Below are 14,814 nucleotides of genomic sequence, written 5' to 3'. Positions count from 1 at the left end.
CTCAGCCGGCCGCCGGCCGCGCCACCTCGGCGGCGACCGCGACGGCATCGGCCGGTGCCAGCGGGAACCGCTGCCGCAGCGTCGGTTTGGCCAGCTTCCCGGAGAAGGTGCGGGGCAGCGGCTGCCCGAGCGCGAGCGCGTGCTTGGGGCGCTTGAACGTCGCGAGTTCGCGCGCCGACACCGCCGCGATATCGGCGACCACCTCGGCGGCCGGCCGCTCGCTGTGGAAGACCACCATCGGCACCTCGCCCCAGCGTTCGTCGTGCACCCCGATCACCGCGAGGTCGACCAGTCCGGGAATGCCGTGCAGCGCCCGCTCGATCTCGGCCGGGTAGACATTCAGCCCGCCGGAGATCAGCATGTCCTTGCTGCGATCGACGATCTTGAGGAAGCCCTCCTCGTCCTGCAGCCCGAGGTCGCCGGTGCGCAGCCAGCCCGCGGCCAGCGTGGCCGCGGTCGCCTCCGGCTTGTTCCAGTACTCGCGCATGACGTGCTCGCCGCGCACCAGGATCTCGCCGACCTCGCCCGCGGCCAGCGGGGCGCGGGGGTCGCCGATGCGCACCTCGGTGCCGACCAGTGCCAGCCCGGCGAAGCCGGGCCGGGTCAGCGCGTCGGCGTAGCTCAGCGTCGCCACCATGCCCGAGGCCTCGGTGAGGCCGTAGGCCTGGGTCAGCGGAATGCCGTGCGCGCGGTAGAACTCCACCAGGTCCAGCCCGACCGGCGCGCCGCCGGTGCCCGCGTAGGTGAATCGGGCCAGCTTGCGCGCGCCGAAGTCCGGCAGCGTCGTCATCCGCTCCCAGATCACCGGGACCGTCGTGGTGGCGGTGATCTGTTCGCGCTCGAGCACGTCGAGCGCGATCACGGGGTCGAACTCGCGCAGCAGCACCATGGTCGTGCCCGGCACCAGCACCAGCTGCACGAAGATCGACAGCGCCGAGCCGGTGTAGACCAGCGGCGCCGAGCAGAGCACCCGGTCGCGGGCGGTGAAGCCGTGGCTGACGGTCTGCGCGAGCCCCGGCGCGATGGCGCTGCGGTGGGTGATCAGCGCGCCCTTCTGCACCCCGGTGGTGCCGGAGGTGTAGCAGATGAACGCGGCGTCGTCCGGGGCGATCTCGACCCGGGCGGCGGTCCCGGGATCGAGCAGCCGGTGATACGGCGGCAGTGCGGCACCGTCCACGGCGTAAGCCTCGAAGGCGACGCGCTCGGCGGCCACGGCGAGCAGCGGGGCGAGCGCGTCCTCGACCACGACCACCCGCGGGGCGGCGTCCTCGATCATCGGCGCCAGCTCCTTGGCGGTGAGCCGGAAGTTGAGCGGGACGCTGATCGCGCCGAGTTTCAGGGTCGCGAGCATGAGGTGCGCCAGCTCCGGGCGGTTCAGCATCAGCACCGCGACCCGATCGCCCTTGCGCACGCCGCGCGCGGCCAGCCCGCGGGCGAGCGCGTCGGTGATCGCGTCCACCTCGGACCAGGTCTCGACGTGGTCGCCGAACACGATCGCCTGCTGGTCGGGGCGGGTCCTGCCCCAGTATCGAGTCAAATCCGCCAGGTTCATCCGAACTCCTCCGTGATTCGCCGGAAGCGCCGGCGCGCAGGGGCGTTGTGATGGCCCTCACTGCTCAACCTAAAACTAACAGCTGTAGTTAAGCCGGTGCAAGGGGCGATTTCCCGCTCTGAGCTGGGCGTATCCGGGCACCGCGAAACGCGCCCGCGGTCGTCGAAGGACCGGGGCGCGCTGGTGCCACCCGGGGATCGCCGGGTGGCGGCGCGGGGTCGCTACTCCACCCGGGCCGCCCGTTCGCGCCCGAGTTCGCGCAGCACCGCCTCGGTGTCCGCGCCGACCGCGGGCGGCAGCGCGGGAGCGAACTCCTCCCCCGGCACCCGCACCGGGCTCACCACGAACGCCAGCTCCACCCCGTCCGCACCGCGCACCCGGTAGGTGCTCGCGCGGGCCAGGAAGTGCGGGTCGGCGGGGAGATCGGCCACGGAGTTGACCGGGCCACCGGCGATGTCGTGCTCGAGGAACATCCGGACCCACTCCGCGCGGGTGCGCTGGGCGAAGATGACGGTGAGCTCGCGCCAGATCCGATCGGCGCGGGCGGCCGCGCCCGCGTCGGCGCTGCTCAGGTCCACCTCGGCGAGATCCTCGCGGCCCACCGCGGCCAGGAAGTTGCGCCAGAACTTGTCGACGTGGGCGCCGAAGAGGACCGATTCTCCGTCGCTGGTCCGGTAGGCCTCCAGCCGGGGCCAGTCCGGCAGCCTGCCGTCGGGCAGCCAGGTGGGGCGCGGCACCGAGACGTCCCGGTTCAGCTCGGCGTCGACCGCCTCGGGCAGCCAGGCCGCTGCGATATCGATGCCCGCCACCTCCACCCGGCATCCCGCTCCGCTCTCCCGGGCCCGGTGCAGCGCGGCGAGCAGGGCCATCGCGCCGTAGGCGCCGAGGGCGTACATGGCGATCGGCGGGGTGGTCGACCCGGCGATGCCGGTGCGCGGCGGCTCGTCCGGGGTCCGCACCTCGCGCAGCCCCGCGAAGGCGTCGAAGACCGGGCCGCCGGTGCCGAGGCCGCGGTACGGCCCCTCGGTGCCCATCCCGGAGACCGTGCACAGCACGATGGCCGGATTGACCTCGCGCAGCGCGTCGTAGCCGATGCCGAGCCAGTCCAGGTAGCCGCCGCGCATGCCCTCGATCACCGCGTCGCACGAGCGTGCCAGGTCCAGGAACGTCCGCTTGCCCTCGGCGCCGCGCAGGTCGAGCGCCACCGATCGCTTACCCCGGTTCCAGCGCAGATGCAGGAAGGCGGGGCCGTCCGGGCCGCCGACCGCCCTTGCGCCGCCCACCCGCACCGGATCGCCAGCGCCGGTTTCGATCTTGATGACCTCGGCGCCCAGGTCGGCGAGGTGCCCGCCCAGCGAGGACGGGGCGAGCTGGGCCACCTCGAGCACCCGCACCCCGCGCAGCAACGAGAAGCCGCTCACGACGGCACTCCTTCCGTTTCCCTCGATAAATTTCCGGTCTGCTCCGCCCTGAGTTCGACCCAGAGCCCTTCGGCCTCGGCCAGCAGCAGTTCGCCGTGGTGGAGCCGGCCGCGCATCGTCCGCTTGCGGCCGTCGATCCGGACCAGCTCGGCGCTCACCGTCAGTTCACAGTGCAGCGGCGCCGGGGCCCGGTAGTCCACCCGCAGGTACGCGGTGCGCGCCCAGGGCCGGTCCCGATTCGCCAGCCGGGCCAGGATCTCGTCGAAGATCAGCGGCGTGACGCCGCCGTTCATGGCGTAGCGCCCGGAGTGGAAGCGGTGCACCGTGACCCGGCCGCGCGCCGTGGTCGCGGTGACCTCGTCCAGGTGCAGCGGCGGGGCCGAGGCGTGCCCGCGCCCGGCCAGCTCCCAGCGCTTCCCCGCGGGCTGGTTGTCCTCGTCGACCTCGAAAACATCCAGCGCCGTGGCGATCTCGCGCAGCCGCCGGGCCGAGGCGGCCGCGGCAGCCGGGGTGGGTGCGCTGCGGGTGACCGACTCCTGCACCGCGCGCAGCGCCTCGACCAGGGCGGCGTACTCGTCGCGGGCGTCGCGCGTCGGCAGCACCGGGTCGTCCCAGGAGCGGTCGCTCATCGGCCCGGTCCCGCCGCGAGGAAGCCGGCGAACATCTCGGCGGCTGGGCGCCGTTCCAGCGTGGCCCGCACGACCGCGCCCTCCGCCCCGTAGCGCGACCGCGGGGTGGCGGCGGGCCCGGTGAGCAGCAGCCGCTCGACCTCGCGCACGCCGTCGGGCGGCAGCTCGGCCACCCCGGCGGCCGTTGCCACGGCGGTGGCCGCGACATCGGGCTCGAAGCGGTTGAGCAGGCCCATCCGGTACGCCTCGGCGCCGGGCACGGCACAGGCGGTGAGCAGCAGGTCGCGGGTGTGCGCCCCGCCGATCAGGGTGTCGAGCACCCAGGTCAGGTGCACCCCGCCGTAGCGGGCGCCGGTGACCGCCGGCGAGGTGCCCGCGCCGCCGACGCGCAGGTCGCTCACGACGCACCGGCGGTGGCCGAGCGCGTCCGCTCCAGGTCGGCGACGTCATCGGCGACCATGCGGTGGAACACCTGCCCCGGCAGCTCGTTGCGGCCGTAGATCAGCTCGGGCACCTGGCCGTGCGCGGCGTTGTCGGTGATCGTCTTGGTGACATACCAGTCCTCGTCGTGCAGCGTCGCCATGAGCAGTTCCCAGTTCTTCGCCAGGGTGCGCTCCTCGCGCGGGATCTCCGGCTTGCGCGGGGCGAGCAGCCGGATGGTGCAGTGGCTGACGTTCGGATCCTCGGCGTCCGGCACGATCGTCCAGATCTCGAAGTGGTTGGGCTCGGTGACCAGCATGGTGCCGGGGTAGATCGTGTAGTTGGCCAGCGAGTAGTCGCGCACGTCGAAGGTGTCGGGGTCGGCGTCGCGCACCTCGGTGATCGACTTGCGGGCCACCACCAGCCGCCACGAGCGGCCCACCGGATCGAAGGCGGTGATATTGCCCTCCAGGTAGTTGCACACCGTCTTGGTGTGCAACTGGCACAGGTGGTACGAGTCCTGCACCCCGTCCACGGCGATCTTCCAGTTCATCCCGAGCCGCCAGGTCTCCCTGCGCACCTGGTACGACCCGGCCATGCCGGTGGCCGTCACCTCGGCATCGTGCTTGGCGCCGAGAACGGTGGCGATGTCGAGATCGGCGCCGACGGTCGGCACGACCCACACCAGCCCGTGGCGCACCTCGCAGGGGAACTCCACCAGCCCGTAGCCCGCGCGGTCCATCCCCGCGAACCCCTCGGCGTGCGGCATCCCGCGCAGCGCGCCGTCCCGGCCGTAGGCCCAGTTGTGGTATGGGCAGGCGAACACCCGCTTGCAGCCGGACTCCTCGAACTCGACCTTCGAGCCGCGATGCCTGCAGACATTGGCGAACGCGCGCACCGAGCCGTCGCTCTGCTTCACCACTAGCAGCGGGGTGCCCATGAGCTCGGCGGTCAGGAAGTCGCCCGCCTTCGCCAGCTCGTCGACGTGCGCCACGATGTGCGGGAATCGCCGCACCACCTCGCGCTCCTTCGCCGCCAGCCCGGGGTCGTCGAAGACCCAGAAGGGCACCCGGAGCAGCTCCTCCGCGTAGTCGGTCGTGTCGTTGTCCACGTGGTCGATCAACCGCCGCGTGAGCCTGATCTTCTCCTCGCGCTCCATGGACCGAGGGTGACACATGTGACAATCGATGTCTACTGTCTTATCTAATGAACATCGGTTTTGTTGTAGCGTTCGACCCATGGGTGCGAGCAACGACCAGCGGAGTGCGATCCTGAGCGCGGCCGAGGAGTGCTTCGCGCGCTACGGCCTGGCCAAGACCACGATGGAGGACGTGGCGCGGGCCGCCTCGGTCTCGCGCGCCACCGTCTACCGCTACTTCGCCGACCGCGACTCGCTCGTCGCGGAGTCGGTGATCCGGCGCGCCCGCGCCAATATGGCGGCCGCGCGCGCCCAGCTCGCCCGGTACCCCACCATCGAGCAGGCCCTGGTCGAAGGCATCTGCGCCGACATCCGGCGCGGCCACCTCGACCCGCTCGTGCACCGCTTGGTCTCGCCGGACGAGATGACGCTCTCCACCCGGCTGCTCATCGACACCGGCCGGGCCGCCGAGCTCACCCGCGAGCTGTGGGAGCCGTTCCTGGCGGAAGCGCGCGCCGCGGGCGCTGTCCGCGCGGATCTGGACCTGCGCCTCGCCTGCGAATGGCTGTCCGAACTCGAGATCCTCTACATCAGCCAGTCGGGACGGGACGCGGCAGCCCTCGACCGGGTGCGCGCGAAGATCCGCGCCTTCGTCGTCCCGGCCCTGGTCACCGACCCGAACGCCGCTCCCGTTTACAGATAAACCTACATGGTTTAGATTTATGGGAAGATCCGTACAGCTCAGCAGGCATTGGAGGAACGCCATGACCGAGGTCGGAGCCCCCCGCGAGGAGCGCATCCGCCGGGCGCTGACGCACCTGCGCAACGACACCACCGACGAGTACGACCACCTCACCTGGTTCGCGCCGGGCGAGTTCACCGAGCCGGAGGTCGCGAAGCGGGAGCGGGATCTGATCTTCGGGCGGGTGCCATCGATCGTGGCGCACAGCTCGGAGATCCCGCGCCCGGGCGACTTCTTCACCCTGCAGCTGCCGCGCAACAACGTCATCGTGGTGCGCCAGCGCGACGGCGGGGTCAAGGCGCTGGTCAACCTGTGCCGCCACCGCGGCGCCATGGTGGAGAACGAGGACAAGGGTCGCTGCCGGCTCTTCTCCTGCCCCTACCACCGCTGGTCCTACGACCTGGACGGCTCACTGCGCACCATCACCCGCGACAACACCTTCGGCGAGGCCGACCGCGACGGCATGGGGCTGATCGAGCTGCCCGCCGAGGAACGCCACGGCTTCATCTGGGTGATCGACGATGCCGATGCCGCCATCGACGTGGCGAGCTGGCTGGGCCCGGCGATGGATTCCATCGTCGCCTCCTACGACCTCGGCGCGAAGGTCTGCGTGCAGTCCGAGGGCTTCGACGAGCCGGTGAACTGGAAGATCATGCAGGACGCGTTCCTGGACGGGTATCACATCCAGTACGCGCACCCGAACACCGCGGCCAAGCACATCCACACCAACGTCATGGCCTTCGAGGACTTCGGCCGGCACTGCCGGTTCATCGCCCCGCGCAAGTCGATCGACCGCTGGATCGAGGAGGATCCCGGCGAGCGCAGCCTGGCAGGCGACGTCACCGAGACCCACTTCCTGCTGCCCAACAGCACCCTGCTGCGCCAGCCGGACCACTTCCAGTTGCTCACCTTCCGCCCGCACCCCACCGACCCGCAGCGCTGCCGCATGGAGATGCGGCTGATCGTGCCGACGGTCGAGGACTCGGGGTGGACCGAGGAGAAGTGGACCCGGCTGTGGGGCAAGAACTGGCAGATCCTGCTGGATGTGCTGCACGCCGAGGACTTCCCGCTGCTTCGCGATTCCCAGCGCGCCATGACCAGCGCCAGCGCGGGCCGGATGGTGCTGGGCCGCAACGAAGTCGCCAATCAGGTCTTCCGCCGGGAGACCCAGAAACTCGTGGAGGGAACCCGGTGAAGACCGACCTGTTCGAGGCCGATCACGAGCTGTTCGCCCAGACCGTGCGCGGGTTCGTCGAGCGCCACGTGGTGCCGAAGATGGCGAAATGGGACACCGACCGGCTGATCGACCGCGAGACCTGGCTGGCCGCGGGCGAGCAGGGGCTGCTCGGGCTGGCGGTGCCCGAGCAGTACGGCGGCGCCGGGGAGACCGACTACCGCTTCCGGGTGGTCATCCAGACCGAGATCGCCCGGGTGGGGGCATCGGCGCTGCAATCCGGTTTCTCCACCAACGACGACATCGTGCTCAACTACCTGCTCCGGCACGCGAACCCCGAGCAGCGGGAACGCTGGCTGCCCGGCTTCGCGACCGGCGCCACCATCGGTGCCATCGCGATGTCGGAGCCCGGCGCGGGCAGCGACCTGCGCGCCATCCAGACCTCCGCGGTCCGCGACGGCGACGCCTGGGTACTCAACGGATCGAAGACCTTCATCACCAGCGGTATCCTCGCCGACCTGGTCATCGTCTTCGCCGTGACCGACCGGGACGCGGGTTCGCGCGGGTTCGGCCTGTTCGTCGTCGAGGACGGGATGCCGGGGTTCGGCAGGGGCCGCAAGCTGGACAAGGTAGGGCTGCACGCCCAGGACACCGCCGAACTGTTCTTCGACAACATCCGGGTGCCCGCCGCCAACGTGCTCGGCGAGCTCGGCGGCGGCTTCGGCTACCTCATGCGGAGCCTGCCGCTCGAGCGACTCGGGATCGCGATCGCCGGGCAGGTCTCGGCCGAGGCCGTCCTGGACTGGACGCTGGCCTACGTGCGCGAGCGCAGGGCCTTCGGCAAGCCGATCGGCGAGTTCCAGGGGCTCGGCTTCACCCTCGCCGAGCTGCGCACCGCGGTCGAGGTCTCGCGCGCGTACATCGACCGCTGCGTGCGCGAGCACAACGCGGGGACGCTCACCGCCGTCGATGCCGCCAAGGCGAAGCTGTGGGCCACCGAGCTCCAGGACAAGGTGATCGACGCCGGGGTTCAGCTGCACGGCGGGTACGGGTACATGATGGAATATCCGGTGGCCAAGGCGTATATCGATGCGCGAATCCAGCGCATCTACGGCGGGACCAACGAGATCATGAAGGAGATCATCCACCGCGATCTGCTCCGGGCCTGAGCGCCGAGTTCGGTCCCCTGATCTCCGCCCTGGGGTCAGGGGATCTTTCGTTCGCATCCCCATAGGTCGTCACCGCTGTCGGCTATTGTCGAAGGATGGCTCAGCCCGACCCCGCACCGACCGGCGCCCCTCGGGTTCCCGACGCGGATCCCCAGGTGCTGCGCGCCGCACTCGGCCCACAGCACCGGCGTGATTTCGACGCCGAATGGGACAGGGTGCTCGAGGATGCCAAGCGCTCGCACTCGCTCGAGGCGATCCACGCCCTGCTGCGCAAATGGCAGCACACTGCCGCGATGGAACTGCGCGAGCCCGGCGCAGCGCAGCGCTTGGCGGCCAAGGCCGCGGAGATCAGAGCCGCCGGCGGTAATCCGGCCGGACGCTCCGTCGAGGAGATGCGCGCCCTCATCGCAGCCCGGCAGGTCAGCTGAGAGTTGTATCGCCTCGTCCCCGACCAGGAGACATTCGACCAGGTCGCGGCTTTACCCACCGATGTCCTCGATGACTACCTGCAGCTTCTGAGCGCTCTGGAGCTCACTCCGTGGAACGGCGAGCCCCAGCACCTGGCGAACCCGGACGGCGCGGTCCGGTTCTGGCTGTTCGGACCCGCCGGAGCCGGGCAGGTCATCTACCTCATCGACGAGCCCCGTCGTGATGTACACCTGCTGCGAGTGCAGTGGCTGGGCTGACATCCAGGTACCAGCCCGCGAACGACCCGCACGCTCAGGTGGTCACCGGGGCGGCGGCGGGTTGCAGCACTCCGGACTCCACCAGCTCCGCGATCCGCTCCTCGCTCAGCCCGAGCAGGGTCCGCGCGAGTTCGCGGGTCTGCTCCCCTGCCACCGGCGCCGGGTGCTGTGCGGGTTCGGCGATCGCGGCGTAGCGCGGCACCGAACCGGCGGCCGGCAGCGAGCTGGGCAGCAGCTCGTGGGTGAGGCGGGCGAAGCTGCCGCGTTCTTTCAGGTGCGGATCGGTGAGCAGCTCCGGCAGCCGCAGCATGGCGCCGGCCGGGATACCGGCCTCCTGCAACCGCCGCATCGCCTCGGCGGGCGGGAAGCCGGACAGCCAGTCGGCGAGAACCCGGTCGGCGAGCGCGCGATTCGCGATTCGGGCGGCGGCGGTCGCGGTGCGCGGGTCCGCCTCGGCGGCGCCGGTGAGCGCGCACAGCGCGGCCCACTGCGCGTCGGTACGCACCGTCACCGCGCACCACTCGTCCGATCCCGCGGCCCGGAAGACGCCGGAGGGGGCGTGCGCGGGGTCGGCATTGCCCGCGGCGGCGACCGAGCCGGGGCGCAGCGACTCCAGCGCGAGCTGGGCGCCGAGCTGGACCAGTGCGGTATCGGCCTGCGCGATCTCGATGACCGCGCCCGTCCCGGTGTGCTCGCGGCCGATCAGCGCGGCCAGCACCGCGGCGGCGGCGACCTGGGCGGCGATGTGGTCGGGGTAGACGGTCATGCCGTCGCAGAGCAGCTCGGGGTCGTCCGGGTAGCGCCAGAGCGCGGAGACCCCACAGGAGGCGCGGACCAGCGGCCCGTAGCCGAGCCGGGTCCGCCACGGGCCGACGCCGCCGAAGGCGCTGCTCTCGGAGACGATCAACCGCGGGTTGAGCTCGAGCAGTTGCTGCGGCGAGATGCCCATCGAGGCCAGCGTGCCCGGTTTGAAGTTGGCGAGCACCACGTCGGCCTCGGCGGCGAGCGCGCGGAACAGCGCGAGTCCTTCGGCACTGCGCAGGTCGAGCCCGAGGCTGCGCTTGTTGCGATGTCCCCACGCCACCGAGGCGGCGAGCTTCGCGCCGCGCTTGGACTGGCGCAACCCGTCCGGGAAGGCCGCGTTCTCGATCTTGACAACGTCGGCGCCGTAGTCGGCGAGCTGGCGGCTCAGCTCGGCGCCGAAGACGATGACGCCCAGGTCGAGCACCCGGAGCCCGGCGAGCGGGCGCTCCCCCGGCGCCGCGCGGCCCGGGGCCCGCGCTGCGGGATCGTAGCTGCCGTTCTCCGGCGGCGACGCCTGACCCGCGCCACGCGGCGGCCACTGTGGGCCCTGCCCGTCGTGCTCCCCGAGTCCCGGTGCGGCAGTGCGGATCCCCGCGCGCGCGCCGTCGACCCGCACGTACCCCGACGGCACCCGCGCGCGCAGCCCGGGAGCGAGTTCGTGGAGCACGAGGGCACCGGACTCGGTGAAGTGCGGCAGCGCGAGCACCTCGGTGATGTCGTGCACGCCGCCGACCGGTACCCCGCGCGCCGCTCCCTCGGCGACCAACTGGTCGCGGGTGTACCCGGCGAAGAGCCGGGCGATCAGCGGGTGCAGCCGGTCGGCGGCGGCGAAGCGGCCGGGGATGGTGTCGTAGGCGGGGTCGGCGAACTCGGCGGGCGAGCCGAGCCAGTCGAACACGGCGCGCCACTGTCTGCGGGCGAGCAGGCAGAGCCGCACGTAGCCGTCCGCGCAGCGGAACACCGGGTAGAAGTTCGCGGCGGCGGGCCTGCCGCGCGGGAAGTCCTCGGAGCGGCCAGCGGCGGCGGAGCCCTGGGTGCCGAAGCCGGGGTCGAAGCCGTGCACGACGGTCTCCAGGGCGGACAGGTCGACGTATTCGCCCTGCCCGGTGCGGAGCCTGCGGTAGTAGGCCAGCAGCGCCGCCCAGGCGGCGTGCGTGCCGACCGCCTCCTCGACCAGCCCGGCGGGCGGAAGCAGCGGTTCGGCGCCGGGGGCGCCCGAGCGGGACAGCACCCCGCCGAGCGCGTAGAGCACCGGCTCGGTGGCCTGCCAGTCGGCGTAGGGCCCGCTCTGCCCGAAACCGGTGATCGATACCCAGACCACCGCGGGGTGAGCGGCCGGGTCGAGCCCGAGCGCCTGCCTGCGTCCGGGCGGGAAGGACTCGATCACGATGTCGGCCTCGGCGATCAGCCCGCGCAACCGCCGCCGGCCCGCCTCGAGGGCGAGATCGGCGGTCAGCCCGCGCTTGTTCGCGTTGCGCAGCACGAACGGAATGCTCACCCCGTTCACCCGCGGCTCGGCGGCGCGCGAGGCCGAACCGGCGCTCGGCTCCACCCGCACCACGTGCGCGCCCAGGTCGGCGAGGTAGCGCGACGCCGACTCGCCGAGCCCGTCGGTGAGGTCGAGGACGCGGACGCCGGTCAGCGGAAGTGTCGTCACGGCAGCGCCTTTCATCGGGTGGCGAGGTAGACCGACTTGGGCTGCCGGTACGGCGCGAGCCCCTCGGGGCCGAGTTCGCGCCCGAGCCCGGAGGCCTTGATCCCGCCGAACGGCGCGGCCAGGTCGAGCGCGTAGTGGTTCACCCCGACGGTCCCGCTCTCGATCCGGGCGGCCAGCGCGAGCCCGTGCGCCTCGTCGGCGGTCCAGATCGTGCCCGCCAGCCCGTATTCGGAGTCGTTGGCCAGCGCGACGGCCTGGTCCTCGCCGTCGTAGGGGGTGATGGTCAGCACCGGGCCGAAGATCTCCTCCTGCGCGAGGCGGGCGGTGTTGTCGACATCGGCGAAGACCGTGGGTTCGACGAACCAGCCGGTCGGGGTGCTGGCCGGGATCGCGCCGCCGGTGGTGCGGCGGAATCCCGCCTTGTCGCCCGCGGCGATGTAACCGAGCACCCGATCCCGCTGGGCGGCGCTGACCAGCGGGCCGATCCGGGTGCCGCGATCGAGCGGATCGCCGATCGGCAGCGCGCGGACGGCCTCGGTCACCGCGGCCACTACCTCGTCGTAGCGGGAGCGCGGTGCCAGGATTCGGGTGCTCGCATGGCAGGTCTGGCCGTTGTTGACCAGCGAGACGTCGGGCAGGGCGGTGGTGAAGGCCGCGAGGTCGGCGTCCTCGGTGAGGATCGCCGCCGACTTGCCGCCCAGCTCCAGGGTGACCGGGCGCAGCAACCGCCCGCACACCTCTCCGATGGCGCGCCCGGCGGCGGTGGAGCCGGTGAAGGCGACCTTGTCGACACCGGGATGGGCCACCAGGTGCGCCCCGGCCTCCCGGTCGCCGGGCACGATGTTGAGCACCCCGTCGGGCAGCCCGGCCTCGAGTGCGGCGTCGGCGAAAACGAAAGCGTCCAGCGCGGTTTCGGGTGCGGGCTTGAGCACGACGGTGCATCCGGCGGCCAGCGCGGGCGCCAGTTTCATGGCGGCCAGCGGCTGCGGGTAGTTCCACGGCGTGATCGCGGCGACCACCCCGACCGGCTCTCGGCGCACCACGGTCCGGCCGCCGAACATGCTGGGCCGCACGTCCTCGCCGTCCTCGGCGCGGACGAGCCCGGCGTAGTAGGAGAACATCGCCGCGGGCCCGTAGCCGTTGACGCTGATCGACAGCGAGATCGGCATGCCGTTCTCCCTGCTGACCAGTGCCGCGGTCGCCTTGGCGCGCGCCTTCAGCGCGGCGGCGAACCGATCGAGGACGTCGGCGCGCTGTTCGGCGCTGAAACTGCCCCACGGCCCTTCCAGGGCGGTGCGCGCGGCGACCACGGCGGCGTCGATATCGGCCGGGCTCGCCGCGGCGGCGCGGCCGAGCACCTTCTCGGTGGCGGCTTCGATCACGTCCGCGCTGCCGCCGTGGCGCGGGGGGACCCATCGGCCGTCGATGAACAGCGCGAGCCGGTCGGGTGTGGTGTCGTCCATGTCGGGCCTCCGCGACGGGGGGATCAGAGGGCGTCTTCGTGTGCGAAGAGGGTGGAGCTGACCAGCGGCGCCATCGGGCCGCCGCTGAAGAGCGAGAGTTTCGCGTCGGGCACCTGGTTCACCGAGGTGCCGCGGATCTGCCGGACCGCCTCGACCGCGAGGTTCATGCCGTTGACGAAGGAGTCGGCGAGGTTGCCGCCGCTGGTGTTGACCGGCAGTTTGCCAAGCCCGGCGGTCAGGTTGTCCACGGTGAGCGCCGAACCCGCGGCCGGGCCCGGCGGCACCAGCCCGTGATCGATGAGCGCGGCGACCGCGGGGCCGCTGAAGTTCTCGTAGACCTGCACGACATCGACCGCGGCTGGTTCCACCTCGGCCGCGGCCCAGAGCCGATCCGCCACGCCGGGACGCCCCGCGGCACCGGCGAATCCGGCGGTGGCGTACTGCTCGTCGTTGTCGATGATCGAGGAGTAGCCGCCGGGCGCGCCCTGGGCGCCGGCCAGCACGTAGGCGGGCGGCTGGTTCAGGGTGCGCGCCCGTTTCGCCGAGACCAGCACCACCGCGACCGCGCCGTCGCTCTCGCGCGAGCAGTCGTAGAGGTTGAACGGCTCGGTGATCAGCCGCGAGCTGTCGTAGGTCCGCGCGTCCAGCGGCTTGCCGTAGGCCTGCGCGGTCGGGTTGTTCTGCGCGTGCCGGTAGGCGGCGAGCACCAGCGCCCGCAGCGCCTCGCGGGGGACGCCGTCGTGTTCGAGCAGGCGCTGGGTGCGCAATGCGCAGACCTGGGCGGGCGAGCCGACGCCGTGCGCGAGGAAGTGCGGGCCGTAGTGGTACTTGGCGTAGCCGAGCCGCCCGGTGTCGGCCTGGGCCATGGCGCGGTAGGCGACGACGCACTCGGCCTGGCCGGTGGCGATGGCGATGGCCGCGGTGTTGATCGCGGCGGCGACGGTGCCGCCGCCCCCGCCCCACATCATCGACGACCACCGCACGTCGTCGACGCCGAGCGCGCCACCGAGGACGGCGCCGTCGTTGCCGCCGCCGGCGTAGGAGACGAAGCCGTCCAGTTCCCGCGGCGCGATGCCGGCGTCCGCGCAGGCGGCCACGATCGCCTCCAGGGTCATCCGCAGCTCACCGTGTGGTGCTTCGCCACGGCGGTAATGGGTTTCGGCGATGCCGGCCACGGCGGCGGCGCCACGAAGCTCGATTCCGCTCATCGGGCCACCTCGGTCCAGCGCAGCAGCGGCCAGGTCGCGCCGGGGTCGTGCACGAACCGGCCCGACACCCGGGCGCCGATCGCGATCTCGGTGTCGGCACCCGATTCGTGCAGGATCCCGAGCACCCGGCGGTTCCCGGCCTGCGGGAGCTGCACCAGTACCGTCACGTACGGCAGCGGCACCGGCAGCTCGGCGATGAACGGATACCAGCTGCGCGACCAGCTGTAGACGGTGCCGACCGGCTCGACCGGCGCCCAGCCGGGATCGAAGGTGTGGCAGCGCGGGCACAGCCACTGCGGACCCCAGATCCACGTCGCGCAGCAGCCGCAGCGCTGCAGCCGCAGCTCACCGGCGAGCAGCCCGTCCCAGTACGGGGTGTCGACCCCGTCCGGCGCCGGGCCCCACGGGAGCTCGGCGCTCACGCGCCCTCCTCGACCGGGAAGTTCTGCAGCGCGGCGGCCAGCCAGACCCCGTCGTGGTTCTCCCAGATCGAGCGCAGCCCGATCGGCCCCTCCGGGGTGCGGTAGACGGCCTCGCCGATCCGGGTCTCGCCCTCGGCGCGCACGTCGCGCACCTCGGCGCCGGTGACGGCGCCGCGCGGCACCGTGACCCCGTCGAACACGGTGCCCAGGTTCGCCTGCACCATATCGGCGATGGCGCCGGCGGTATCGCCCGCGGCGACCTTGCCGACGTGCGCTTCGTAGCGAACGCGGAACTCCTCGAGGGACATTCGTGCTCCTTCGGCTGTGGT

Annotated in this window: 15 protein-coding genes; 5 read left to right on the top strand and 10 right to left on the bottom strand. The window is 72.1% G+C overall.

The window, feature by feature from the left end:
• Position 1: 1 nt before the first annotated feature.
• From ACFUJ1_RS21815 to ACFUJ1_RS21795, 5 genes are all read right to left on the bottom strand, one after another.
• A complete protein-coding gene (locus ACFUJ1_RS21815) occupies positions 2 to 1,552 on the bottom strand; it encodes a class I adenylate-forming enzyme family protein (protein ID WP_378648225.1) in 1,551 nt (516 codons plus the stop codon).
• A gap of 221 nt (positions 1,553 to 1,773) precedes the next feature.
• Positions 1,774 to 2,973 carry a CaiB/BaiF CoA transferase family protein gene (locus tag ACFUJ1_RS21810; RefSeq protein WP_378648223.1) on the bottom strand — a complete coding sequence of 400 codons (1,200 nt, stop codon included), beginning with the start codon at positions 2,971 to 2,973 and terminating at the stop codon, positions 1,774 to 1,776.
• Positions 2,970 to 3,602 carry a PaaI family thioesterase gene (locus ACFUJ1_RS21805; protein ID WP_378648222.1) on the bottom strand — a complete coding sequence of 211 codons (633 nt, stop codon included), beginning with the start codon at positions 3,600 to 3,602 and terminating at the stop codon, positions 2,970 to 2,972. Before ACFUJ1_RS21805 ends, ACFUJ1_RS21810 begins: the two co-directional genes overlap by 4 nt.
• Positions 3,599 to 4,003, bottom strand: a complete 405-nt coding sequence (locus tag ACFUJ1_RS21800) for a hypothetical protein (protein ID WP_378648220.1) — start codon at positions 4,001 to 4,003, stop codon at positions 3,599 to 3,601. Before ACFUJ1_RS21800 ends, ACFUJ1_RS21805 begins: the two co-directional genes overlap by 4 nt.
• Positions 4,000 to 5,181, bottom strand: a complete 1,182-nt coding sequence (locus ACFUJ1_RS21795) for an SRPBCC family protein (RefSeq protein ID WP_378648219.1) — start codon at positions 5,179 to 5,181, stop codon at positions 4,000 to 4,002. Before ACFUJ1_RS21795 ends, ACFUJ1_RS21800 begins: the two co-directional genes overlap by 4 nt.
• 79 nt (positions 5,182 to 5,260) lie before the next feature.
• On the opposite strand from ACFUJ1_RS21795, the gene ACFUJ1_RS21790 reads away from it, so the two are divergent.
• From ACFUJ1_RS21790 to ACFUJ1_RS21770, 5 genes are all read left to right on the top strand, one after another.
• Entirely contained in the window at positions 5,261 to 5,863 is a 603-nt protein-coding gene (locus tag ACFUJ1_RS21790) for a TetR/AcrR family transcriptional regulator (RefSeq protein WP_378648218.1), read from the top strand.
• A gap of 61 nt (positions 5,864 to 5,924) precedes the next feature.
• Entirely contained in the window at positions 5,925 to 7,097 is a 1,173-nt protein-coding gene (locus ACFUJ1_RS21785; RefSeq protein ID WP_378648217.1) for an SRPBCC family protein, read from the top strand.
• Positions 7,094 to 8,245 (top strand): acyl-CoA dehydrogenase family protein, encoded by a 1,152-nt coding sequence (locus tag ACFUJ1_RS21780; RefSeq protein WP_378648216.1) that lies wholly within the window; start codon positions 7,094 to 7,096, stop codon positions 8,243 to 8,245. The genes ACFUJ1_RS21785 and ACFUJ1_RS21780 overlap by 4 nt, the downstream gene beginning before the upstream one ends.
• 95 nt (positions 8,246 to 8,340) lie before the next feature.
• Positions 8,341 to 8,673: a DUF6247 family protein gene (locus ACFUJ1_RS21775; RefSeq protein ID WP_378648215.1), complete on the top strand. Its 333-nt coding sequence runs from the start codon at positions 8,341 to 8,343 to the stop codon at positions 8,671 to 8,673.
• A 3-nt stretch (positions 8,674 to 8,676) separates the two neighbouring features.
• On the top strand, positions 8,677 to 8,931 hold the full coding sequence (locus ACFUJ1_RS21770; RefSeq protein ID WP_378648214.1) for a hypothetical protein: 255 nt from the start codon (positions 8,677 to 8,679) through the stop codon (positions 8,929 to 8,931).
• Between the two features lie 34 nt (positions 8,932 to 8,965).
• Here the strand turns inward: ACFUJ1_RS21770 and ACFUJ1_RS21765 are convergent, their stop codons facing one another.
• Genes ACFUJ1_RS21765 through ACFUJ1_RS21745 form a run of 5 tightly spaced genes read right to left on the bottom strand, consistent with a single transcriptional unit; the run spans position 8,966 to position 14,793 of the window.
• Positions 8,966 to 11,392 carry a CaiB/BaiF CoA transferase family protein gene (locus ACFUJ1_RS21765; protein ID WP_378648213.1) on the bottom strand — a complete coding sequence of 809 codons (2,427 nt, stop codon included), beginning with the start codon at positions 11,390 to 11,392 and terminating at the stop codon, positions 8,966 to 8,968.
• 11 nt (positions 11,393 to 11,403) lie between these two features.
• Complete coding sequence (locus ACFUJ1_RS21760) at positions 11,404 to 12,855, bottom strand: aldehyde dehydrogenase (protein ID WP_378648212.1); 1,452 nt, start codon at positions 12,853 to 12,855, stop codon at positions 11,404 to 11,406.
• A 23-nt stretch (positions 12,856 to 12,878) separates the two neighbouring features.
• On the bottom strand, positions 12,879 to 14,063 hold the full coding sequence (locus ACFUJ1_RS21755) for a transporter (RefSeq protein WP_378648210.1): 1,185 nt from the start codon (positions 14,061 to 14,063) through the stop codon (positions 12,879 to 12,881).
• Entirely contained in the window at positions 14,060 to 14,485 is a 426-nt protein-coding gene (locus ACFUJ1_RS21750) for a Zn-ribbon domain-containing OB-fold protein (protein ID WP_378648208.1), read from the bottom strand. The genes ACFUJ1_RS21755 and ACFUJ1_RS21750 overlap by 4 nt, the downstream gene beginning before the upstream one ends.
• Positions 14,482 to 14,793, bottom strand: a complete 312-nt coding sequence (locus tag ACFUJ1_RS21745; RefSeq protein ID WP_378648206.1) for a hypothetical protein — start codon at positions 14,791 to 14,793, stop codon at positions 14,482 to 14,484. The genes ACFUJ1_RS21750 and ACFUJ1_RS21745 overlap by 4 nt, the downstream gene beginning before the upstream one ends.
• Between the last annotated feature and the right edge of the window lie 21 nt (positions 14,794 to 14,814).

It is taken from the genome of Nocardia sp. NPDC057227, from assembly GCF_042669725.1.
Taxonomy (GTDB): domain Bacteria; phylum Actinomycetota; class Actinomycetes; order Mycobacteriales; family Mycobacteriaceae; genus Nocardia; species Nocardia asteroides_A.
Note: the sequence above shows the minus strand (reverse complement) of the source record. Positions and strands in the feature narration are given on the sequence as shown.

Bases quoted from the DNA above. Each gene is read 5' to 3' on its own strand.
- ACFUJ1_RS21815 (WP_378648225.1), bottom strand. From the start codon at position 1,552: ATGAACCTGGCGGATTTGACTCGATACTGGGGCAGGACCCGCCCCGAC.
- ACFUJ1_RS21805 (WP_378648222.1), bottom strand. From the start codon at position 3,602: ATGAGCGACCGCTCCTGGGACGACCCGGTGCTGCCGACGCGCGACGCC.
- ACFUJ1_RS21795 (WP_378648219.1), bottom strand. From the start codon at position 5,181: ATGGAGCGCGAGGAGAAGATCAGGCTCACGCGGCGGTTGATCGACCAC.
- ACFUJ1_RS21790 (WP_378648218.1), top strand. From the start codon at position 5,261: ATGGGTGCGAGCAACGACCAGCGGAGTGCGATCCTGAGCGCGGCCGAG.
- ACFUJ1_RS21785 (WP_378648217.1), top strand. From the start codon at position 5,925: ATGACCGAGGTCGGAGCCCCCCGCGAGGAGCGCATCCGCCGGGCGCTG.
- ACFUJ1_RS21775 (WP_378648215.1), top strand. From the start codon at position 8,341: ATGGCTCAGCCCGACCCCGCACCGACCGGCGCCCCTCGGGTTCCCGAC.
- ACFUJ1_RS21760 (WP_378648212.1), bottom strand. From the start codon at position 12,855: ATGGACGACACCACACCCGACCGGCTCGCGCTGTTCATCGACGGCCGA.
- ACFUJ1_RS21755 (WP_378648210.1), bottom strand. From the start codon at position 14,063: ATGAGCGGAATCGAGCTTCGTGGCGCCGCCGCCGTGGCCGGCATCGCC.
- ACFUJ1_RS21745 (WP_378648206.1), bottom strand. From the start codon at position 14,793: ATGTCCCTCGAGGAGTTCCGCGTTCGCTACGAAGCGCACGTCGGCAAG.